Genomic DNA, 23,416 nt, shown 5'->3' with positions numbered 1-23,416 from the left:
GAAATTGATCGATGGTTGGCCCGCTGGTCAGCATCTTCGAACAACCGTTTCATTGTTGGAGCTACCCCCTCACTCAGACTACAATTCGCGGGAGTATTCGACCTGTACTACGGCCGGACAGCGTCTTGCCCAGGGGGCCAACTTCTCACGATGACTAGCGGTGAGCCGAACAACAATAGCGTGACCATGTGGTTGCAAGACCTGCAGGCAGGCGAAGCTGTCGCTGCGGGGCGCATCTGGCAGCGGTATTACGAACGACTGGTTCGCCTGGCGGCTCACAAGCTGCGCACGGCACCGCGGCGCGTGGCCGACGAAGAAGATGTGGTTCTCAATGCCTTCGACAGCTTTTGCCGCGGCGTGAATGGGGGTCGCTTCCCGCGACTCGACGACCGTGACGATTTATGGCAGGTGCTGGTCATGCTCACTGCCCGCAAAGCGATCAATCAGGCCAAGCACGATCAGCGGCAAAAACGGGGCGGAGGACTTACGCGGGGCGAGTCGGTGTTCAGCGGCACGAGCGACGAACCGGTCGCCGGTATCGATCAAGTGGTGGGAGGTGAACCGACCCCCGAATTCGCCCAGCAGGTCGGGGAAGAATTCGACCAATTGCTGGCCAGCTTGAACGACGAAACGCTGCGGCGAATAGCGCTGGCAAAACTGGAGGGCTATACGAACGACGAAATTGCCGCCCAGCTCGGCGTCCGCACGCGGACGATCGAGCGCAAGTTGAGCTTGATCCGCGATCTGTGGGGGCAATTCGAAAAACCCGACGCTAAATCGATTCTTTCCTAATTAGCTGTCGGGTAAGTGCCGCGGTTGTTGAGGTTGAGCAAAGAGACCCAGTCATGCCCGAACAGCAGCAAGATAAAATCGCCCTGGCCACGCAGCAACGAATTGACTCGCTTTGCGACGAATTCGAACAGCAGTGGCGAGCGGATTCGCGCCCCGACCTCAGGGCCTACCTGGCCCGGGTTGCTGCGGCCGAACAGAGTGCGCTCCTGAGCGAACTTGTGGCCCTCGACTGCGACTATCGCAGCGAGCGGGGCGAATCGCCCGCGGCAAGCGACTATCTGTCTGTGGCACCCGAGTTCGCCGCAGTCATTTCCTCTGTCATCGCCAGTCGAGCCAGCAACGAACGACCCGCCGAGTTGTTCGTGCTAGGGAACTACACGGTGCTCGAAAAGTTGGGCCAAGGGGGCATGGGTGCTGTTTACAAAGCCGAGCACCGCAGCATGGAGCGGATCGTAGCGCTCAAGGTACTCTCGCCAGCAATCACCAAAACTCCGGAAGTGGTGCGGCGCTTTCAGCAGGAAGTGAAAGCTGCAGCCAAGCTCACGCATCCCAACATTGCCCACGCTTACGACGCCGATGTCTCTGGGCAAACATTGTTTCTGGTGATGGAGTATGTCGAAGGCCGCGACCTGGCGACATTTGTCGCGCAAGAAGGTTGTCTTACGCTGGCGCATGCTGTGGACTGCGTGCGCCAGACGGCGAATGGCCTCGCTTACGCACATTCGAAGGGGATCGTCCATCGCGATATCAAGCCGGCGAACCTGCTGCTCAATAAAGAGGGGACCGTCAAGATTCTCGATATGGGGCTGGCCCGCATCGAAGATCCCACCCGCGCAGCAGTGACTCAATCGGGCGAAGTGATGGGAACGGTCGACTTCATGGCCCCCGAGCAGGCGCTCGATACGCGCAACGCGGATCCCCGGGCCGATATCTACAGTTTGGGCTGCACGCTTTATCGCCTGCTGACTGCGGAAAATATGTACGAAGGGGAGACGCTGGTGCAAAAGCTCATGGCGCACCAACAAAAGCCGATTCCTTCACTTTCATCGCGCCGCCCGGATGCGCCACCCGCGCTGGTGAACATCTTCGAGCGGATGGTCGCGAAGAAACCGGAGGATCGTTTCCAGTCCATGAAGGAGGTGGAAACTGCGCTCGCGAAGTTGGGGCTCGGCGGCGATAAGTCGACACTCCGCACCATCAACTCCGGCGAAGCGACGCGGGACGCGCTCACCCACGATACCGACAGTCTGCTAGGCGAGGTGACGATTCAACTCCGCACCGCGCCAGGCGGTGCAACCTCGACACCCGCGACGAGCAACCCCGAGAAGAACCAAAAGCCACCGCGCATTCCCCTGCACGTCGCCCTGATCGCCGCTGGCTTCGGTGCAGTTCTCCTCGCAGCTCTTGGCGTGTGGGTGATTATCTACAACGAAAAAGGAGAAGAAATTCTCCGGACAAAGGTTCCAGACAACGGCTCGGTAGCCTTAAAGAATTTGGCAGATACCAAGCCGCCTGATATTTCGCCCGCTCCGTCAATTCAAAAAACAAGCAAGTTGGCACCGCCCCCCGCCAAGGCTCCTTTCAACGTATCGGAAGCCAAAGCTCATCAAGCTGCGTGGGCCGAGTATCTGGGAACGAAAGTTGAAACGACCAACACCTTGGGCGCAAAGATGGTGCTCATTCCGCCGGGCGAGTTCCTGATGGGGAGTACGCCCGAGCAAGTGGAAGCGGCGGTGCAAGCAGGACTTCGCCAGCAGCGAGACTTGTCAAACGATTATTTGAATGAGCTGCCGCAACGTCGGGTCAGCATCTCGCGGCCCTTCGCCATCGGTGCCACGGAGGTTACCTACGAGCAGTTCCGCCAGTTTGCCGATGCAGCCAAATATCAAACTGCTGATGAGAAGTTGTTTGCGAAGGATCCAGCGGCCAAGGAGAAGCGGAATTGGACCACGAACCAAACCTGGCGGGAAGAAAGCCCCTCCGGACCAGACTACCCGGTGTCGAGCGTCGATTGGTTCGACGCTATGGCGTTCTGCAATTGGCTGAGTACACAAGAAGGACTGACGCCCGCGTATGAAAAGTCCAGCGGAGGCATGATACGTGATGTCGCGTCTTGGTCGATTCAGCCTGCCGCAAATGGCTATCGGCTGCCGACGGAAGCGGAATGGGAATATGCTTGCCGAGCCGGAACCACCACGCTCTTTTCCTTTGGTGATAATTCGCGCGACATAGATCAGCATGGTAGCGTCGCTGGCAACAAAGCGCAGGTGTTGCCGGTGGCCAGCAAGCTCGCCAATCCGTTCGGACTGTTCGACATGCACGGCAATCTGTTCGAGTGGTGCGCCGACTTGTGCAGTTATGACTGGTATCGCACTGCGCCGACGCAGAACCCGCTAAACGTCGACGCTGGTCCCGTGCCTGCTATGCGTGGCGGCTGCTGGTACTACCATGAATTGGCTGCGCGATCGGCGGCTCGGGTTCAGGGCAATCCAATACAAGCGACAAACATGATTGGCTTGCGCGTGGTCAGGACGCTGGGCAATATCCCCACTCCTATCCCACCGCCACAACGTTATGTTCCCCTTCCTTGGGTACAAAAACCAGAACTGCAGCTGCTCCGAAGCGTGAGCACTGCCGGCTCGGACGAAGCTGCGCCTTGGGAAAGCCCGGACGGCTTGACACTCTACTTCACCCGCGAAGTGCCAGGGGAGAACGCGCAGACCATTCGAGCAACCAAGCCGGGCCTCGATTATCTCTACTCGGAACAGCCGGTCATTGCCGGGCGGCACTTTATGCCGACCTTCGACGATACCTATGCCGTACTACTCCCAGGAAAGTACGATCCAGCCTCGCAACTATACGAGATGTCGCGCCCCACCAGCAGTGACGCCTGGAGCAAACCGCGCCTCATCGACGTTTTAGCAACCCAAAAGGGAATGAAGAGTCCGGCACTAAGCGGCGATGGTTTATCGCTGGTCTTCCAGCGGGCGAGGACTGCAGAAAGCTACCCAGGGAAAGATACGGAGTTCGTCATCTGCCGCCGTACCGCGCGCGACAAGCCCTGGTCGGAACCTCAACTTGTTCCCCTGAAAGCTGAGGCAACTCTAACGGAAGCTTTGACGTGGCCATTCCTCAGCGAGGACGGACTGTCGCTCAGTTTCTGCCACGGCGGGGACCGCAATCCCGAGGTGTATATTGCCGAACGTAAAACGCTCGAGGAACCTTTCGGTGCCTATCGAACGCTGACCATCGACGGCGCGCAGTTGCGCGGTCGCAGCCCCCGCTACAACCCTCAGCGTGGGACGCTGGTGCTCTCGCGAGATACGAATCCCGCCGTCAAGGATAGCGACTTGTTCGTTGCTATCAATCTTCCAAAACGAAAATTGGGCGTGCCTTGGCAAGAACCACCGACGTCGAGCGGCACCGCTCCGCCCCCAGCCAAAGCTCCCTTCACCGCGGCCGAAGCGAAGGCTCACCAAGCGGCCTGGGCCGAGTATCTGGGAACGAAGGTTGAAACGATCAACAGTGTCGGCGCAAAGATGGTGCTCATTCCACCGGGTGAGTTCATGATGGGCATGACAGAAGAGCAACTGACCGCGCTGGCCAAGATTGTTGTTGAGCGGGGCGGCGGCAACAAACAATGGCTTGTCGAACACTCGCGCAAGACTCGAAGCCCACAACATCGAGTGATTTTGACCAAGCCCTTCGCTATGGGGGCCACGGAAGTCACCGTCGCGCAATTCCGCGAATTCGTCAAAGCAAGCAGCTATCGCACCGAGGCCGAGCAATATGGCTTTGGCAACTCCGGGTACACGACCTTCAGCGATCGGGAAACTCCAGATAACAAGGGCAAATCGTGGCTCAATCCCGGTTATCCGCTCAAAGACGAACAGCCGGTGTCCCAAGTGTCTTGGAATGACGCAGTCGCCTTTTGTAAGTGGCTTTCGCAGCAAGAAAAGGCAACCTACCGGTTGCCAACCGAGTCGGAATGGGAGTTCGCCTGTCGCGCGGGAACGACGACGGTGTTCTCCTTCGGCGACGACGAAGCGGAGCTGGCCAAGTATGGTTGGTATCACGCGATTGCCGGTGGCGGGCCGAAAGCGGTGGCGACGAAGTTGCCCAACGCGTTCGGGCTGTTCGATATGCACGGGAACCTGGAGGAACTTTGTAGCGACTTCTATTCATCGACCGCTTATGCCGAGCGAGGCTATCCGGCGATCGATCCGCAAGGCCCGACTTCAGGCGGTTCTTACGTCGAACGTGGCGGCTCCTGGCTGCATGCCCCTTTCGAACCCAGCAGTTCAATGCGATATGGTTCGGGCGCAAGGAATCGTTATCACGGCATCGGCTTCCGCGTGGTGCGGAGCCTGGACGGTTCGTCGGCCCATGCAGACATTCCCCAAGTTCAACGAGCGGAATCACAGCCTTCACCAGCCAAAGCTCCCTTCACCGCGGCCGAAGCGAAAGCTCACCAAGCGGCCTGGGCCAGTTATCTGGGTACCGAAGTTGAAACGACCAACACCCTGGGCGCGAAGATGGTGCTCATTCCGCCGGGTGAGTTCATGATGGGTCTGACGGAAGAACAACTAACCACGCTGACCAAGATCGTCGCTGAGAGCGGCGACAAAAACAGGCAATACCTTCCCGAATTCGCGCGAAAATCAATGCACCCGGATCATCCCGTCATTTTGACAAAGCCCTTCGCCATCGGTGCCACGGAAGTTACGGTCGCCCAATTCCGCCGATTCGTCGAAGCGACGGGCCATCGCACAGATGCCGAAGTTTACGGATTCGGCAACTCGGGGTACAAGGAGCCGCAGCCCCAAGATCCAGCGTCGAACAAGGGCAAATCGTGGCTCGACCCCGGTTATGCAATCCACGAGGACCAGCCAGTGTCGCAGGTCTCATGGAACGACGCCGTTGCATTTTGTAAGTGGCTGTCTCAGCAGGAGCAGGCGACTTACCGGCTGCCAACCGAATCGGAATGGGAGTTCGCCTGTCGCGCGGGAACGACTACGGTCTTTTCCTTCGGCGACGACTTAACTCAGCATTCCAAATACGGCTGGTATCACGCGATTGCCGGGAGCGGTCCCCGGCCGGTGGGGACGAAGTTGCCAAACCCGTTTGGGCTGTTCGATATGCACGGGAACTTAGCGGAGTTATGCAGCGACTTCTTCCGACTGACCACCTATGCCGAACGAAGCTACCCGGCCACGGATCCCAAGGGTCCGGAATCCGGCAGTGCTTACGCCCAACGCGGCGGTAGCTGGATGCAAGTCCCCTACCAAAACTACAGCACCAACCGTTACGGCTCCGGCCCTATCAGCCGCTCTTACGCAACGGGCTTCCGCGTGGCGCGAGATCTCAACCCTACCGCTCCGTCAGCAGGTCAAAGAGGTCGCTAAGAAAGCCGCAAGGATGCCAACTGCCAGGTCAGTGGCTGCTCGCTGCCTGCAGCAATTACGCCGGGATCACTTCACCGCGGGTAATGTCTTCGTGCGATTGACGGGCACGAACCAGGTGGGGCTTGCCGTTCTTAATCAGCACTTCCGCAGCGAGCGGCTTGCTGTTGTAGTTCGAGGCCATGACGAAGCCGTAGGCACCGGCACGTTCCAGAATCAGATAGTCGCCAATGTTGGCTTGGGGCAGTTTGCGAGTGCAGACGAATCCACCTTCTTCCTGTGTGAAGATGTCGCCCGATTCGCAGAGTGGACCACCGACGACGACGTCGACTTCGGGCCGGCTGGTGGAGCCATTGGCCGGCGCGATCGACATGGGATGATACGAGCCGTAGAGAATGGGCCGCGCGAGATTGTTGAAGCCGGCGTCGAGCAGATAGAACGTGTTGTTGCCCATCTGCTTGACCGCGCGGATTTCGCTGAGGAGATAACCGCTCTCGGCGACCAGGTAGCGGCCGGGTTCGATTTCGAGCGTCAGCTTGTGGCCGAGTTTCGCTTCCAGCTTTTTGCGCGAGGCATCCCACAACTGATAGTACTGGTCGAGATCGACGTACGACTGCTTGGTGTTATACGGAATCGGCAAGCCGCCACCAGCACTGATCGTCTTCACGCTGCGGCCGACGGTTTCGACGACCTTCTCCATGGCCCCGCAAACTTGCGACAGGTGATGCAAGTCGGTACCGCTGCCAATGTGCATGTGAATGCCAGTGACCGCGATGTTGCCCCGATCGGCCCGCTGCAAACAGTCGTCGAGCTGCTCGTGCCAGATGCCGTGCTTCGATTGCTCGCCGCCGGTGTTCGTCTTCTGACTGTGGCCGTGACCGAAGCCCGGATTGATGCGCAGGGTGATGTTGCTGCCCGGAGCCTTCTCGCCCAGTTGGTCGATCATATCGGGCGAACCACAGTTCACCGGAATGCCAAGCTTGACGACCATCTCGAGCGCTTCGCGGTCGAAGATGTCGGCGGTGTAAACGATTTCGGGGTGTTCGACATTGCCGGGCTTGAAGCCCGCCTTCATAGCCCGGTGAATTTCGCCGCCGCTGACGGCGTCGACCACTACGCCGTTCTGGCGGCAGAGGTCGAGGATCGCAATGTTCGAGCAGGCCTTCTGGGCGAAGCGAATGACGTCGAACTGCTTCAGGTCGTTGATGCGTTCGACGATCGATGCCGCGTCATAAATGTAGCTGGGGGTGCCAAACTGCTTGGCCAGTTCGAGCACAGAAACGCCGGCGATTTCGGAACGGATGGTGGGGAAGGTGCCAACAACAGGCATGGCGAAAACTCTTGAATGCAGAAGTAAGAAGGGAGAATGCAGAAGTGAAGAGCAGGAATTATCCCGTGCGGCGGAAACGAGGGGAAGGGGCAGGGCGGGGAGCGAAATTGGTGCAACTATTCAGTTGCTCAGCAAGATGTAGCCGCTTGGTCTATTCTCCGAAGCCTTCCATATGCTTCGGGTTTGTGCTTAGGTCGCCAATCTCACTATCGAGACAGCCAACGAGTCCGAGCCTCGTGGCAACTTGCAAGAAACTCTCGCCCGGTCGTGGCTGGTGAGTCGAAGTTTTTACGCGAGTTAGCGCTGCCTGCCTGTCGAGTGCGGTGGCGAGGTAGTCCTGCCAGGATTGCCCAGTGCGCTCGGCAAGGTCAGCTATTTGTTGCTGCTGTTCCGGCGTCAATTGAATATTTCGGGGGTCGTGAATCATGCTGGAATTTTATCCTTCGCAGCGAGGAGAAGCAAAATCGCGCCCGGGAACAAGAAACAAAAAAGGGACAGCAAATGCTGTCCCCCGTTGCTCGCAACCAAAATTCAATCGCGAGTCGATGAACTTGAGCCGTCGTTACCGGCTGCTTTTATCGGCAAGCTTCTTGGCCAGCGACAGGGGCGTGGCCAGACCGGCATGGCGAACTTCCATGTCGAACAACTGGGCCGACATCTGTTGATCGAAGGTCACCCAGGCCGGGTTGGTCGTATCATATTCGACTTCCGTCACCTGGACGGCGATCGCGGCGCGGTCAGCAGCTTTTTGAGGAGCAGCGTTGGTCTTCGAAGTGGGCTTGAACATGGCGATGCTCCTTCGAGCAGCAGGAGAGTTATTTTCGGCAGCAGCCGAATCTGCTCTCCCCTTAATGCAATTGCGGTGCCAAAAAATTCCATATTCCGTAAAAATTGCTGTAAGCCGATCACCACAGCCATGTTGGAGCATGTTTGCGGCCGCCAGGACCGACTTGACGGTGATGCCCAGTGTTCCCAACTTGCGACAACTGCCGTCTCTTTTTAGAACGGCACGCCGGCGGTCTTGGTTAACCACTTTCTGCGCGCATTTCGCCAGATTCTTGAACCTGCGTCAAGACGACTCCTATCCTGCGCGCTCAATCCTGCGAAGTTTGCCACCTGGCTGCTTGATTTTTGTGCGATTGTCGTCGGGAATTGCGGCAGCAAAGTTTGACATCGGCCAAAGCATCATTTTGCTGCCACGCCAACTGCACGTTGCCGGCTGGCAACAACCCAGTACGTAACTCCCTGAAGCGAAGACCTCGCGCGAGTCATTCTGTCGCACCCAACGTTTCGTAATCTCGGTTCGGAACTCAGGCGGTTGCGGCAGGCTGCGGGCTGCGCTATCCTGAAATGAGCTTGTTAAAAAAGTGAACAGCCCACCAGGTTCCCTTCCCGCCTCTCCACTCAACGTGAGTCAATCATGAAACGTGCTGGTTTCGTTTGGATGTTTGCTGGTTGGCTATTGGCCAGCCTGGGTCTTGTTAGTGCAGTTGCCGCCCAAGGCGCAAAGGTCGATCCGCTCGATTGGCCCTACTGGCGCGGCCCCGAAGGGAACAGCATCTCGCGCGAGACAGGCCTCCCCGATACGATTAATCCTGGCGGCGGCGAAGGAAGCAACCTGGCCTGGAAGCGCGATGACCTGGGTGCGCGCAGCACGCCGATTGTCCTGCGCGGCAAGATCTACTACCTGGCACGACACAACCCGGCCACTCCCAAGGAATGCGAAAAGGTCGTCTGCTTGAATGCCGAGACCGGCGCGACCATTTGGGAAAGCATTCACAACGTCTGGTCGAGCGATGTTCCCGATACCCGCGTGGGCTGGTCGAGCGTCGTCGGCGATCCGGCCACTGGCAATGTGTTCTCGATGGGGGCCAACGGCCTGTTTCAATGTCTCGATGGTGAGACCGGGAAGACCATCTGGCAAATTCCGCTGCACGAGCAATTCGGCGTGCTGACAACCTACGGCGGTCGTACGAACAGCCCGGTGATCTTCGAGGACCTCGTCATTCTCGGTTCGGTCATCATTGGCTGGGGCGAGATGGCGGTCCCCGCGCACCGCATCCTGGCCTTCGATAAGAGCAATGGCCAGGTCGTGTGGTTCATCAGCACGCGTCTTCGCCCCGAAGACACCATTTACAACAACCCCACCATCGCGACCATCAAAGGTCAAAAGCTTCTCATCACTGGCTCGGGCGATGGCTACGTATATGCCTTTCAGCCCCGCACAGGCAAGAAGGTGTGGGAATATGAATTCTCGCGCCGCGGTTTGAATCTCACTCCGACCGTCGATGGCGACGTGATCTATATGGGTCACAGCGAAGAGAATCGCAAGAGCGAAAAAGATCCGGCGCTCGGTCGCATGGTCGGCGCTGTGGTCGCCCTGGATGGCACGCAGGAAGGTAACGTTACCGAGAAAGCGGAGATCTGGAAGTCGGTGGAAATCGCCGACGGCAAGAGCTCGATTTTGAAAGTTGGCGATCGGTTGTATTGCCCCGACGATGCGGGCAAGTTGTTCATCCTGGATGCCAAGACCGGCCAGGAAGTTTGCAAGAAGGTCAGCCTCGGTACGATCAACTTCGGTGCTCCGGTTTATGCCGATGGGAAGATCTATCACTGCGAAAAGAACGGCCGTTGGTACATCCTCAAGCCTTCTGACGAAGGTGTCGAACGCCCCGCGCGCGGCAAGACGCTGGGCAATTTTCCCACCGGCGATGAATGCTGGGCTTCGCCGGTCGTCAGTCACGGTCGGCTCTACATTTTGACCACTGGCGCGCTCTACTGCTTCGAAGATAAAGCCAAGACGAAAGGCTCGACTCCGCAGCCCAAGCAGCCGGAAGAAACTCCCGTCGCGGAAGATCAAACTCCAGCGCAGGCTTTGATTGTTCCTGCCGAAGTTTTGATGCGGCCCGGTGAGAAGCAATCGTTCACGGTCAAGCTTTACAACTCGCGCGGTCAGTTCCTGAAGACCAGCGACGCGAAGTTCGAAGTCGATGCCAACGGCCAGATCACCGAGAAAGGTGAATTCACCGCGGCAGCCGACGGCGCGCATGTGGCCGCGTTTGTGACGGCCACCGTCGGCGACCTCAAGGCCCGCGCTCGCATTCGCATTGTGCCGCCGCTACCGTGGAAGTTCGACTTTGAAGGACTCACCGACGCGCCCATCACTTGGATTGGTGCTCGCTACCGGCATCAACTTCGCAAGGTTGACGGCAACAGTCTCCTTGCGAAAATTACTACGATTCCTAAGGGAACGCGAAGCCGCGCATCGCTCGGTCAGTCCGATCTGCACGACTACACCATTCAGGCCGATATGCTGCCGTTCGAAGCCGATGGCAAGCAGCCCGACATGGGTGTGATCGCTCAAGGCTATACGTTTGAAGTGTCCGGCGAGCGGAACCTGGTGCAAATCGGGAGTTGGATTTCGCACGACAAACGGTACTTCGCCACCAAGCCCTTCAAGATCGAAGGGGGCAAGTGGTACACGCTTAAATTGCAGGCCGCCAACGTCGATGGCACGGCAGTGGTGAAGGCCAAGGTTTGGAAGAAGGAAGACAAAGAGCCTGCGGATTGGACGCTTGAGCTAGTCGACCCGCAGCCCAATAAGGAAGGGGCTCCGGGCTTGTTCGGTAATGCTACCAATGCGGAAGTTCATATCGACAACTTGACCGTAACGCCCAATTCGTAGTCCTGTTGTTGTAGTCCTGTAGCGTGGGCTTTAGCCCACGTGACTTTGAAGTGTGGCGGGGCTAAAGCCCACGCTATTTCAGCGCGTGACTCGCAGTTTTTACCCTTGACTCTGCCGGGTGAACCGGCAGATACTTGTTGAAACAACTATTTCTTCGTCCCGCTCGTAATACCAGTCGTTAGCGGGCGAATGAACTTTGTAGGGAGAGCGGTTTTTATGCAACGGACCAAGACTTACTTGGCGATCTTTTCCAGCCTTATGCTGGGCATGACGGTTTCGACGTTTTTGCCGGGCTGTCAGCCGAACAATCCCACGGGTTCGTCCCTGACGAGCGACGGTGACGCCAAGCCCACCGATCCGCCGAGCATCGACATGCCGGCCGAAACCGATCCAGTCAAGCCGGAGGAGACACCTGCTGCCACTCCTCCTGCACCGGCCCCTGTTGAAGTTCCCACTCCCGGCGAACCCAAGCCCGAAGCCCCTGCGGATGCTCCTCCGCCGAAGCCCACACTGGGCGAGCCGATGCCGCCCCAAGCGGGCGTCAAAGCCGACGAAGTGAAAGCTGCGGCAGATAAAGCGGCCGAACTGAAAGCAGCTGACCTGAAGGCTCGCGGCGATGCCGAAGCCAAGCCAACCGAGAAGGCTCCAGACCAGGTTGCTCTCGCGCCCGAGAAGCCGGGCACCAAGAGTGTGACCGAGAACCCCGTCGTCAAGAAAGGTGACTGGGGCCAATGGGGCGGTACTTCGATGCGCAATAACGTCCCCGTGATCGAGGGCGAAGTTCCGCTGGAATTTGCTCCCGGTCAATTCGATCGCAAGACCGGCGAATGGCTCAAGGCGAAGGCCAAGAACATCAAATGGGTCGCCACGCTCGGCAGCCAGACGTACGGCAATACCGTGGTCGGTTCGGGCAAAGTCCTCCTCGGCACCAACAACAGCAACGGCTACATCAAGCGCTATCCCGGCGATACCGACCTGGGTTGCCTGGTCTGCTTCGACGAAAAAGATGGCAAGTTCCTTTGGCAACACAGCAGCGAAAAGCTGCACACCGGTCGCGTACACGATTGGCCGCTGCAAGGCGTCTGCTGCTCGCCGCTGATCGAAGGGAACCGGCTGTGGTTCGTCACCAGCCGAGGTGAAGTGAAGTGCCTCGATACCGAGGGCTATTACGACGGCAAAGACGATGGCGCTGTAACCAAGGAACCGGCTCGCTTGTTCGATGTGGTTCGCGCCGATGACGCTGCCAACGACAAGCTGGGCGCGATCGTGGCCGACCTCGAAAAAGGCAAGCTCAGCGACGAACTGAAGTCGCGCTTCGAAGCTGCTGGTGCTCCGCTTGCTGCTGGCGACATCGAACTGAAGGCCGATGAAAAAGTGAAGGGCCCGGTCAAAAAGTGGAACTTCTCGGCCATGTCGAATGGTGTGAAGCGTGACTTCTACGCTACGCTCGCGGGTCCGCGTTTGAGCATCTTCCGCATCACCACTCCCGATGACAAAGAAGAGGCCGACGTCATCTGGTCGTATGACATGATGAAGCAACTGGGCACTTCGCAGCACAACATGTGCAGTTGCTCGGTCACCGCCTGGGGCGACCTGTTATTCGTCAACACCAGCAACGGTGTCGATGAATCGCACCTGGTCGTGCCCGCTCCCGATGCTCCCAGCTTCATTTGCATGGACAAGAACACGGGCGAAGTTTACTGGACCGACAACAGCCCGAAAGATTTGATTCTGCACGGCCAATGGTCGTCACCCACGGTCGCGATTCTGGGCGGCGAAGCTCAGGTGCTGTTCGGTGGCGGCGATGCCTGGCTGTACAGCTTCAAGGCCAACAAGGGTAAAGACGGCCAGCCGGAATTGCTCTGGAAGTTCGACTGCAATCCGAAAGATAGCATTCTGGAACTGGGGGGCCGCGGCACGCGGAACGACATCATCAGCACGCCCGTGGTGTACGACAACAAGGTCTACTTCGCGACCGGACAAGATCCGGAACACGGCGAAGGCTCGGGCATCTTCTGGTGCATCGACCCGACCAAGCGCGGCGACATCAGCGAGAAGCTGGTGAAGAATCGCGACGAAAAGAAGAACCCCATGCCGCGCAAACGCATTCAGGCAGCAGTCGAAGAAGAAGGGGATGTCATCGAAGACAATCCGAACTCGGGCGTCGTTTGGAAGTACACCGAGTACGACTGGGACGGCAACGGCGAGATCGACGACTTCATGGAGAAATTCCATCGCAGCATCAGCACGCCGGTGATTAAGAACGACCTGGTGTTCCTGCCGGACTTCAGCGGACTGTTTCACTGCATCGACGCCAAGACGGGCAAGGTCTATTGGACCTACGACATGCTGGCCGCTGCTTGGGGCTCGGCCATGATCGCCGGCGACAAGGTGATGGTTGGTGACGAAGACGGCGATATCATCGTCTTCAATCTAAGCAAGGAAGTTCCCGACAATCCCATTGCCGAAATCAACATGCTGAACTCGGTCTACAGCACGCCCATCATTGCCAACGGTGTGATGTACATCGCCAACAAGGATCACGTCTTCGCGATCCAAGAATCAGCTGGCGGCGAAGAGAAGTAAGGTCCGTCTTGTTGTTCTGTTGTTCAATTGCCCCCGCCCCTGCGGCGGGGGTTCAATCGCACTGCACACTCTAGTAGTCCGACTAGCGATCAATGTCATCTGGTTAACCCACGCGCTTGCGCGGGTGAACCTCAAGACAAGCGAACCACCAGTTCAACGGCGGCAAGCGGCCCGGTTAACCAAGCTTGGCAACCCGACATCCATCGATAATTCAGCTACTAGTGCAGAAGCCGTTAAACCCCCGGGGCAGCCCCAGGGGCGTGAAGACACGAAAAATGCCCAAACGCGTGCTGGATATCGGTAACTGCTCGGTGGATCATGGCGCGATCCGCGGCATGCTCGTGAAGCAGTTCAATGCCGAGGTCGAGCAAACGCATGGGCCCGATGACTCACTCGCCCTGCTCAAGCAGTCTTCATTCGACCTGGTACTCGTCAATCGCAAGCTCGATCAAGATTACAGCGACGGCCTCGAAATCATTCAGGCCATGAAAGCCGACCCCCAACTGGCCGCTGTCCCGGTGATGCTCATCACCAACTATGCGCAGTATCAAGAGCAGGCTGTCGCCGCCGGTGCCCTTCTCGGCTTCGGCAAAAAAGAGCTCTATCTCGACTCGACGCAAGCGAGTCTCAGCAAGCTGCTGAAGTAATGCCTCAAACGGCTAAACCGCGAAATGGGGTGTTGATAAATGGCGGGAGTTTAGCAACACCTATTCGCCTGGCGCACGTGTTTGGCACTAGGTAGTGTTGAAAAATCCCAGGGGATTTTTCAACGAATAGGATCCGCCGGAGGCTACGCTTTCGCGTCTTCGGCCTTGGCTTGGGCGATGCCGCGCTGCAGGTTCACGAACGAGACGATTACCGCACCGATCACGATGAAGACGAGCAAGCTCAGGATCGCCGCGTTGGCGCTCCCCGTGTGCTTCATCACTTCGGTGAACAAGATCGGTCCAACCATGCTGGTGGCGCGGGCCGAGAGATTGAAGAAGCCCATGAACTCGGCGGTCTTCGATTCGGGTGTCATCGATCCCATGATCGACCGGCCAACGGCCTGCGTGCCACCCATCACGAGCGCGACGACAGCGCCCATCACCCAGAACTGCGGCTTGGTGTTCACGAAGTAAGCGGCGACGAGCAGACCGCACCAAATGGATAGGCAAACAAGCAGCGTGGTCTTGGCACCAATGCGATCGGAAATCCAACCGACGGCCAAAGCAGCCGGTGCGGCGACGAGCTGAATCATCAGCACCAGCAGCATGAGTTCCGACGCTTCCATCGAGAGGACGCTTTCGCCGAATACGCCCGCCTGGCTCATGACCGTCTGAATGCCTTCGTTGTAAATCAAATAGCCCAGCAAGAAGAGCGACAACACGCTGAACGCGCGGACGTTTTGCAAGGTATGAAACACCGATTGAATGGCAGCCACGGCCGTGCTCCCCAGCCCGCGATCGACGTTGCGCGGTGCGGCGCGATCGCGCAGCCAAAGGGCGGCAGGAATCATGAAAAGGCCCCACCACAGACCCATGACCACCAGGCCCGCGCGGGCTTGCGTAATTTTGTCGGGCAAGCCAATCGAAGGCCCCACGGCAAACAGCACGAGCACAACCACGAGCGCCAGTCCGCCACCGAGATAACCGGCTGCGAAGCCCAGCCCCGAGATCCGATTCATCGATTCGTCGTCGGCCAATTCGGGTAAGAAGCCGTTGTAGAAACCGAACGACAGTTCAAAACAGAGGCTGGTGAAAAAGAACAGGGCGATGATGAGCAGCGGCTGAGAGAGGGGCGCAAACGGGATCGAAGTGGCTAGTGTTGCTCCGAGCAAAGAAGTGCCGATCAGCCATTTCCATTTCGCGCCCCGGGCATCGGCCATTGCGCCCAGCACCGGCGAAAGCCAGGCGGCACAGAACATCGAGATGCCGAGTCCCCAGCCCCAGACGCGCTGGCCAGTGATCTCGATTCCCCCCAGCTCGAACGGAGCCGGAAAAGCGATCTTGGTGATGTAGGCGACAAGGAGGGTAATCGACAGCGTCGAGTAGGCACTGTTCGCCCAATCGCACAGGGCCCAGGCCGTGAGCTCGCGGCGAGTCACAGGGCGATCTTCGTTGGGGAAGGACTTGCGCGGCGTCGGTTTCGTTTCGTTCATGCCGCAATCGTACTAGAGATTGGGGTTTCGTTCGACGTGAGTTGGGCCGCAGCCCCAGCTGGCAGTTAGAATAAGTGTGCCACCCGCTGCTGATTCTTCTCTTCGCCGGTTTCACTGGGGCTGGGAGCGCTATGGGGAATGGCTTTCTTAGTTTGCACGGCTTCGGCCGCTACAAGCCTCTCCTCACGCTGCTGTCCGCAGTGCTGGGATTGAGAGTGCTGGTCGGAATCCTGCTCGAGTATCGCTGGTACTTTCCCGCCAACTTTGTCGAGTCGGCATTTCTCACGGGTCGCGAAGAGACCTTTACCCGCGCGTATGCCATCGCGTTTTATACGCATATCATCAGCGGCCCGCCGACCATTGTGCTCGGCACGTTTTTGGTCTGGAGCCAGGGTGCTGGTCGGTTTCGCCTGTGGCATCGCTGGGCGGGACGCGTCCAAATGGTGCTGATCTTCGCCGCACTCTTGCCCAGTGGCCTGATGATGGCGACACAAGCGTTCACCGGACCAATGGCCGGCTGGGGCTTTGCCGCACTAACGCTCGCCACTGCATTCTGTGCGGCGCTGGCTGTGTACTACGCCTGCACCAAGAGAATTCTGCTGCATCAAGTGTGGGCCAGTCGTTGCTACGTGCTGCTCATCTCGCCGTTGATCTTGCGCGTCGTCTCCGGCGCACTGATTGTGACCGGTACAGAATCCGAAACTACCTATGTGCTGAATGCGTGGCTTAGCTGGCTGGTGCCGTTGGCCATGTATGAGATTTGGCGATTTCGAACGAGTGACATTGCTGCAGAGCACAACGTTAGAATTCGCGTCGGCGCCTCACCCCAACCCTCTCCCCGGAGTACCGAGGCGAGGGAGTAATACAAATGCCCAGCCCCTAGATCGGCACTCCATTCCAACGCACAAAGGCTTCCATGGCGAAGTACTCGGGCAAGCCGACCTGGTTGTAGCGGGCGGCGGTGCCGGTGTTGCGGTCTTCTGCCCGCTGCCAGAATTCCCGTGGGTCGCTGCCAGGGAAGAGTGCTTCGTCCTTCTGGCTTTGGTGCATGAAGATCGCCTTGCGCTTTTGCAGGATATCGCCCGGGCTTAGTGGCACCGTGATCTCGATTTCGTGCAGTTCGTATTCCTGCCACGCGCCGCGATAAAGCAACGCTTCGGGCCGCGAGCCTTGCTCCTGCTCGATCTGCAGCAGCGCGCGAAAGATGGCTTGCGCACAAACGCGGTGCGTGCCGTGCGGATCGGAAAGGTCGCCGGCCACGTAGACCTGATGCGGCTTCACCTCTTCAATCAGTCGCTTGATGATCTGGACGTCCTCGTCGCTGATCGGTTTCTTGGCGATCGTGCCGGTGCGGTAGAAGGGCAAGTCGAGATTGTGCAGGTGCTCTTCTTTAGCGCCCACTTTGAACGCGCCAGCCTTCGCTTCACCCCAGCGAATGAGTCCCTTGATCTTCTGCACGGCGTCGATGTCGCAAGTCCCTGGTGCTTTACGGTCGAGCGCCTCGTGCACGGTGCTCTCGACCAGTTGGCTACGCTCGGTATCGATGCCGAACATGCGGTTGTATTCAGTCACCAGATCGGCGATGCGTTGGGCATCGTGATCGAACACCGCGATGTTGCCGCTCGTCATGTAGGCAATGTGGACTTCGTGGCCATCTTCGACCAGCCGAATGAGCGTGCCACCCATACTAATGACGTCGTCATCGGGATGCGGGCTGAAGCAGATGACCCGCTTCTTTTCATCCTTGCCCGCCGGGTGATATTCGATGGTCTGCATCAAATGCGAGAAGACGTTGTGCGCGATCTTGGGTGCGGGACCGTGATGCCGCAGCAGTTGATGCAGGCCATGCTGGCGCAGATCATCGTCGGTCAGCTTGAGCAGGCTCTTGCCCGTTTTGTCGCAGAGCCAAATCATCGCCCGCTTGATGAGCGCGTCGGTGAATTCGACGTTGCCGAGAGCCCAGGGTGTTTCGCTACTCGTCAGTTTGCTGGCCGCGGCAGCGTCAACAAGCACTGCTGCATCGCCATGTTCCTGCAAGTAAGAAGCAGGGACGCGGGGCGTGATGGCTCCTTCGGTCAATTCCTTGATAATGCCCGCTTTGTGTTCGCCCAGCGCGAGCAGGAGGATCTTGCGCGCATCGAAGATGGTACCCAGCCCCAGCGTGATGGCTTGCGTCGGTACGTTCCATTCGCCAAAGAAATCGCTGGCCGCGGCGCGGCGAGTGACAGGGTCGAGCGTACACAAACGCGTGCGACTATTGCGCACGCTAAAGGGTTCGTTGAAGCCGATGTGACCATTGCCGCCGATGCCGAGAATCATCAGGTCGATGCCACCGGCCCGCTCAATCTCACCTTCGTACTCACGGCAATACGCATCAATTCTGGAGAGCGGAACATCGCCGCGGGGAATGTAAATATTCTCTTTGCGCACATTTACCTTCGAGAAGAACTGCTCGTGCATCCAGCGGTGATAGCTCTGCAGCTGATCGGGCGTGAGGCCGTAGTACTCGTCGAGGTTGAAGGTGATGACTCCCGACAGGTCGAGCCCTTCTTCCTGGTGCATGCGGGCCAGTTCGCGATAGACGCCCACCGGTGTGCTGCCAGTCGGCAGACCGAGGACCGCATTTTGCCCGAGGGCGTTTCGTTCGCGGATGATTCCCGCGACGATGTGTGCTACATGCCGGGCAAGATCGCTGCCCGATTCAAACACGTAGGCGGGAAGATTGGTGCCCGCCGCGCGGCGAGCTTTGGGTGCAGCAACAGTGCCGATAGCCATAATGCAGATGAATTGGGGCGGCAGATTTTGGGAGAACTGTGTTCTTCAAAACAGCGCCTGGTTAGAGGGCGAGACCCGGACCGCATTCCCCGGCAATCCATCCACCAGCGATCCATTCCCACGTTGCTCGTCCAGTATGTCACAACGGGCTTTCGTCCGCCAGTTGCACCTCCCTGCTGGTTGGCTGGAGCCGAGCGTCTTGCGTCGCACCTTCGCCGGATTATCAACTTGGCGGAAATCGTGTATGGTACAAGCTTTACCCCGGCCCGCCGACGGCTGCCAAGTGGCCGTGCGGCAGAGTAAAAATGGACAAAGTTGCCCAGTCGTTGCGATCCGTCTACTGGCACGGCACGTATTGACAGAATATCTCCGCACACAAATCTCCTGCATGCCCGAGGGAAAACCATAATGCTCACCAAGTTCCGATTGGCTCCCTGGTCCTTTTGCCTGACGTTATCCACCTTGTCGCTGTTGCTGGGGAACATGGCCGTTGCTCAGCCCGGCACAGAATCACCGAAGAAGGCTGAAACAAAACAGCCCGCTGCCGAGACCAAGGAGGCCGAAGCGAAGCCTGCCGCTGGGGAAGGGGATTACAACGCCCTGTTGAATCGCTGGAAGACGGTGATCGACGATCTGCGTAAACTCAAGCTCAAGTATGCCGTGGCTCAGGCAGGTGAGCGGGAAGCGCTCGACAAGCAGTGGGAAGAACTGATTGCCGAGGGAAATAAACTGGTCCCCGAGCTGCAAGCTGCCGGCAAGAAGGCCTACGAAGCGGCCCCCAATCAAGACCCGCAGCTGACCCGTTTTCTGGTGAAAATGGCCGCCGATGATGCCGCCAACGATCACTACAAGTCAGCTTTCGACCTGGCCGAAGTCCTCATTAAGAACGACTGTGGTGAGAAGCAAATCTATAACACGGCTGCGATTGCCGCGTTCTGCCTGAACGATTTCACCAAGGCCGAAGAATACTTCAAAGTGGCCCAGGAGGGTGGTGCTCTTTCGCCTCCCGGCGACGAGTACTCCGGCGAAACGGCTGCCTACAAAGGCTTTTGGGAGCAAGAACAAAAGCTGCGTGAAGCCGAAGCTGCGGCCAACGACCTGCCGCGCGTGAAGATCCAAACGACCAAGGGTGAGATTGTCCTCGAATTGTTCGAAAACGAAGCTCCCGACACGGTTGGCAACTTCATCAGCCTGGTCGAAAAGAAGGCCTACGACGGTACTCCCTTCCATCGCGTGCTCAAGGGCTTTATGGCCCAGGGTGGCGATCCCAAGGGTGACGGCACAGGCGGACCGGGTTATCAGATCTATTGCGAACTCGATAAGCCCAACTTCCGCAAACACTTTGCCGGCAGTTTGAGCATGGCCCATGCGGGCAAAGATACCGGTGGCTCGCAGTTCTTTCTCACTTTCCGCGCGACTCCGCACCTGAACGGCCGGCACACCTGCTTTGGCCGCGTCATCTCGGGCATGGACGTGCTGGAGAATCTGCAGCGCCGCGATCCATCAGCCCCGACGAAAGTCGAACCAGATAAGATTGTGACTGCCACGGTCGAACGGAAGCGCGACCACGCTTATGTTCCTAAGAAGGTCGAGTAAATTCGGCCTCGTTGCTCGCCCGTGCATTCCCGCCGATGGTTCCTCTTATTCATGACAGGCAAGATGCCTGCCCCACGCTAGAACCAGGTTGAATTGACATGAAGTACTACCTCTCCGCTGCTGCCCGTTCGATTCCTTTCCTGTCTCTCTTCATCGTCCTGAGCACCGGTTGCGCACTTTTTGGCCAACCTGCTGCGGAGCCTAAAGGTGAGGCCGCCAAGGTCGAAGATAAGAAGACGGAAGATAAACCAGCGGGAACAAAGCCGGAAAAACCGGCCGAAGCACCAGCGGACAATTCCCCGGCCGGCAAGTTTAAAGCATCGCAAGCCCGCTGGAATGCCGTCGATAAACAACTGGGCGAATTAGCTGCCGCTTATGGCCAACAGACCGACCCCGCGAAGAAGGCGGAAATGAAGGCGGAGTACATCAAGCTGGTGGCCGAGAGCGAAACAATCCTGCCAGAACTTCGCGCCGCCGCTGAGGCAGCTTTCGCAGCCGAACCCAATAAGATTGCCGATGTCACTCGCACCTTAATCGGCATGGTGGCCTTCGATGTGCGTCGCGATGAAAACGAGAATGCCCTGAAGTTGGCCAAGTTGATGATCGACAAGAAATGCGAAGAACCGGCTCTCTATTCGTTTGCAGGTGTCGCCGCCTATCGTCTGGATGACTACGACACAGCTGAAAAGTACTTGAAGCTGGCCAGCGATGCCGGTCGGATCGATGCCGATGGGCGCGAATACCTGGCCGAACTGCCGACTCAAAAGAAGGCCTGGGAAGCGGAGAAACTGATTCGCGAAAAAGAGGCCAAGGCCGACGACCTGCCGCGCGTGAAGTTGGAAACCTCTAAGGGTCCGGTCGTCATCGAACTATTCGAAAACGAAGCGCCCGGTGCCGTGGGGAACTTCATTAACCTGGTCGAGAAGAAGTTCTACGATGGCCTGACGTTCCACCGAGTACTCCCCAACTTCATGGCCCAGGGTGGCGACCCAACAGGCGATGGCAGTGGCGGCCCCGGTTACGAGATCTATTGCGAGTGCGAAAGGCCAGATGCCCGGATGCACTTTCGCGGCACAATGAGCATGGCCCACGCGGGAAAAGACACCGGCGGTTCGCAATTCTTCTTGACCTTCCGCCCCACAACTCACCTCAACAAGCGACACACAGCCTTTGGGCGTGTTGTGGAAGGATTCGACGTGCTGGCAAAGCTGCAGCGGCGTGATCCGCAAGCACCAACTCCCCCTCAGCCGGACAAGATTGTCAAGGCGGAAGTTTTGCGAAAACGGAACCACGATTATAAGCCGAATAAGGTCGAGTAACTTCCGGCAGCTTATCGACTTACGCTGCGGGAAACCGCAGTCATCCAGGCTCAAAATGGCTTACCATTGGCATTTATGCGTCAGCCGCAGCGACCTCGATAACCAGCAATGATAGCGTAACTTAAGTTGCCGTTGCGGCTCTCCGCAGCCGAGTCAGACGGAAGTTAATCTTCCCTTAATCTAGATTTCACCGCATTAGCGGCGCTGGTGATTAAATTCTTAAGAAGTCGCCACTGTTTGTCGCTTGACGAAACGGCTGTGAGGGTTGAGAATTTCAAGTTAGCGGAAAGTGAAAGTTTTTTCACCCTTCGCGCCCCACCATCCACGCCTCAGTCGTCTTACGAATGAGACCGAAGCCAACTTCCGCCAGTCTTGGCTGAATTCTGGTAACGATTTCGTAAAAAAATCGTAGACAGGGAAAGCTCAGGCGTCCTACCTGCGAATGTACATGTCAGAGTCGGATCGTTTTCCCGTAACGCTGCTTGCCAGAAAACCCATTTTCTAGTGACGTCGTTCAGGGGCAAACGTGACGATTGCTGTTCCACCGCCAGCCAAGCTGGACGCCCTAGCGTTCACGCCTAGCCAGTCGAACCCAACGTTTGCCCGCAGCGTCGCTGGGCAATCGTCTGTTCGCTGCACCGGTCAAAGCAGCATCCTGCCGCCCATCGAGGAGATGAATTTCGATGTCCAAAACTCCCACCGCCGACGAAGTCAAGCTCCGCGCAGCCTACGACAACGTGCGGGCCGTACTGCTTGAAGGTGATTTTCAAGATCGCTTGGAAAAGCCGCTCGCCTTCTGGGTATTGCCGGCCGATCGCCGCTTGCCCCTCGCCTTTTTGCCGCGTCCATTGAACGAGCTGCTGCAGTCGTCGTTCGACGAACTGGCGGCCGCGTCGGGCATCGGCAAGAAGAAGATGCTATCGCTGGTCAAGCTGCTAGGCCGCGCTCTCAAGACCGACCCCAACGCTCTCTCGGCCTTTCCCGGCGAACGGAAGAGCCGTCCTGCCGCTGGCGCGGCCGATAACGGACAATTCAACCCCGACCTGGTGTCGGAACTGGTCTGGGCTCAGTGGCGCGAGCAGGTGCAAGTTCACGGCCTCGCTTATGAAAAAGTTGGCCGGCTGTGCCCCGCGCTGCGCGATGTCCCTACGGTCATTTGGAACACGCAGCTCGGCTTTTACTTGAATTACACGCTTGCCGATATTCGCGCCCTGAAGACTCACGGCGAAAAGCGGGTCCGCGTGGTGCTCGAAGTGTTTCATGCCGTACACAACATGCTCACCACCACGCATTCGCTGGGGGGCCTGGCCGTGCGATTGCAGCCCAAGTTCGTGATCGACCTCGAAAACCGGTTGGCCGCAATCCGCTCTCATGGCACACCTCCAACTCGAATTCAGCTCGAGAAGAATTTGATCGAGCCGCTCCTGGCTCAATTGGAACTCGACTGTGGCGATACCGTCGCGGCGATTGCTCGCGATCGTCTTGGGATCGGCAACGAAGGAGTCAGCGTTCGCGTGCAAGCTCGCAAACTGGGGGTGACTCGCGCCCGGGTTTATCAACTGCTCGAAGAGTGCAACCGCGTGATGGTCGTGCGCTGGCCCGAAGGGCGTCGCCAACTCGATGATTTCGCTGCCTGGCTCGACGAAGTCTACGCGCCGGCCGAATGCGCCAACCTGCTTGCTTCACTGCGAGAGTTGCTGTTCCCGCCTAAGTACGATGCCCTGAGCGATCACATGCTCCACGCACTGCCAGAAACTGCTGCAGCTGATTGAGCGCGTTAGTCGCTCGCTC

Annotated in this window: 13 protein-coding genes; 9 read left to right on the top strand and 4 right to left on the bottom strand. The window is 58.1% G+C overall.

Features of this window, described 5'->3' with window-relative positions; all coding sequences use genetic code 11:
* Window positions 1–150: 150 nt before the first annotated feature.
* Both ETAA8_RS00740 and ETAA8_RS00735 read left to right on the top strand, forming a co-directional pair.
* Entirely contained in the window at window positions 151–792 is a 642-nt protein-coding gene (locus ETAA8_RS00740) for an ECF-type sigma factor (RefSeq protein WP_145083433.1), read from the top strand.
* Window positions 793–845: 53 nt separating this feature from the next.
* Window positions 846–6,197 (top strand): SUMF1/EgtB/PvdO family nonheme iron enzyme, encoded by a 5,352-nt coding sequence (locus tag ETAA8_RS00735; protein ID WP_145083430.1) that lies wholly within the window; start codon window positions 846–848, stop codon window positions 6,195–6,197.
* 55 nt (window positions 6,198–6,252) lie between these two features.
* Here the strand turns inward: ETAA8_RS00735 and lysA are convergent, their stop codons facing one another.
* On the bottom strand, window positions 6,253–7,524 hold the full coding sequence (gene lysA, locus ETAA8_RS00730; protein ID WP_145083427.1) for a diaminopimelate decarboxylase: 1,272 nt from the start codon (window positions 7,522–7,524) through the stop codon (window positions 6,253–6,255).
* Between the two features lie 562 nt (window positions 7,525–8,086).
* Window positions 8,087–8,311, bottom strand: coding sequence for a hypothetical protein (locus ETAA8_RS00725; protein ID WP_145083424.1), 225 nt, complete (start codon window positions 8,309–8,311; stop codon window positions 8,087–8,089).
* Between the two features lie 633 nt (window positions 8,312–8,944).
* Between ETAA8_RS00725 and ETAA8_RS00720 the strand changes: the two genes are divergently transcribed.
* The 3 genes from ETAA8_RS00720 to ETAA8_RS00710 all read left to right on the top strand — a co-directional run bounded on the left by ETAA8_RS00720 (window position 8,945) and on the right by ETAA8_RS00710 (window position 14,442).
* Window positions 8,945–11,209: a PQQ-binding-like beta-propeller repeat protein gene (locus ETAA8_RS00720; protein WP_145083421.1), complete on the top strand. Its 2,265-nt coding sequence runs from the start codon at window positions 8,945–8,947 to the stop codon at window positions 11,207–11,209.
* 216 nt (window positions 11,210–11,425) lie between these two features.
* Window positions 11,426–13,795 (top strand): outer membrane protein assembly factor BamB family protein, encoded by a 2,370-nt coding sequence (locus tag ETAA8_RS00715; protein WP_145083417.1) that lies wholly within the window; start codon window positions 11,426–11,428, stop codon window positions 13,793–13,795.
* Between the two features lie 275 nt (window positions 13,796–14,070).
* Complete coding sequence (locus tag ETAA8_RS00710) at window positions 14,071–14,442, top strand: response regulator (protein ID WP_145083414.1); 372 nt, start codon at window positions 14,071–14,073, stop codon at window positions 14,440–14,442.
* A 143-nt stretch (window positions 14,443–14,585) separates the two neighbouring features.
* On the opposite strand, the gene ETAA8_RS00705 is transcribed toward ETAA8_RS00710, so the two are convergent.
* Window positions 14,586–15,935, bottom strand: coding sequence for an MFS transporter (locus ETAA8_RS00705; protein WP_145083411.1), 1,350 nt, complete (start codon window positions 15,933–15,935; stop codon window positions 14,586–14,588).
* Window positions 15,936–16,009: 74 nt separating this feature from the next.
* On the opposite strand from ETAA8_RS00705, the gene ETAA8_RS00700 reads away from it, so the two are divergent.
* A complete protein-coding gene (locus ETAA8_RS00700; RefSeq protein WP_145083408.1) occupies window positions 16,010–16,798 on the top strand; it encodes a DUF2306 domain-containing protein in 789 nt (262 codons plus the stop codon).
* Window positions 16,799–16,814: 16 nt separating this feature from the next.
* Here the strand turns inward: ETAA8_RS00700 and nagB are convergent, their stop codons facing one another.
* A complete protein-coding gene (gene nagB, locus ETAA8_RS00695; protein ID WP_145083405.1) occupies window positions 16,815–18,710 on the bottom strand; it encodes a glucosamine-6-phosphate deaminase in 1,896 nt (631 codons plus the stop codon).
* 408 nt (window positions 18,711–19,118) lie between these two features.
* Here nagB and ETAA8_RS34270 point away from each other — a divergent pair, with 408 nt between their 5' ends.
* The 3 genes from ETAA8_RS34270 (at window position 19,119) to ETAA8_RS00680 (ending at window position 23,397) form a co-directional block, all read left to right on the top strand.
* On the top strand, window positions 19,119–20,306 hold the full coding sequence (locus tag ETAA8_RS34270; RefSeq protein WP_238397652.1) for a peptidylprolyl isomerase: 1,188 nt from the start codon (window positions 19,119–19,121) through the stop codon (window positions 20,304–20,306).
* Window positions 20,307–20,404: 98 nt separating this feature from the next.
* Window positions 20,405–21,625, top strand: coding sequence for a peptidylprolyl isomerase (locus tag ETAA8_RS35145; protein WP_238397651.1), 1,221 nt, complete (start codon window positions 20,405–20,407; stop codon window positions 21,623–21,625).
* Between the two features lie 683 nt (window positions 21,626–22,308).
* Window positions 22,309–23,397 (top strand): hypothetical protein, encoded by a 1,089-nt coding sequence (locus tag ETAA8_RS00680; RefSeq protein WP_145083402.1) that lies wholly within the window; start codon window positions 22,309–22,311, stop codon window positions 23,395–23,397.
* Window positions 23,398–23,416 lie beyond the last annotated feature (19 nt).

The organism is Anatilimnocola aggregata (assembly GCF_007747655.1).
Classification (GTDB): domain Bacteria; phylum Planctomycetota; class Planctomycetia; order Pirellulales; family Pirellulaceae; genus Anatilimnocola; species Anatilimnocola aggregata.
The sequence above is the reverse complement of the archived record's forward strand: the minus strand, read 5'-3'. Positions and strand labels throughout refer to the sequence as shown.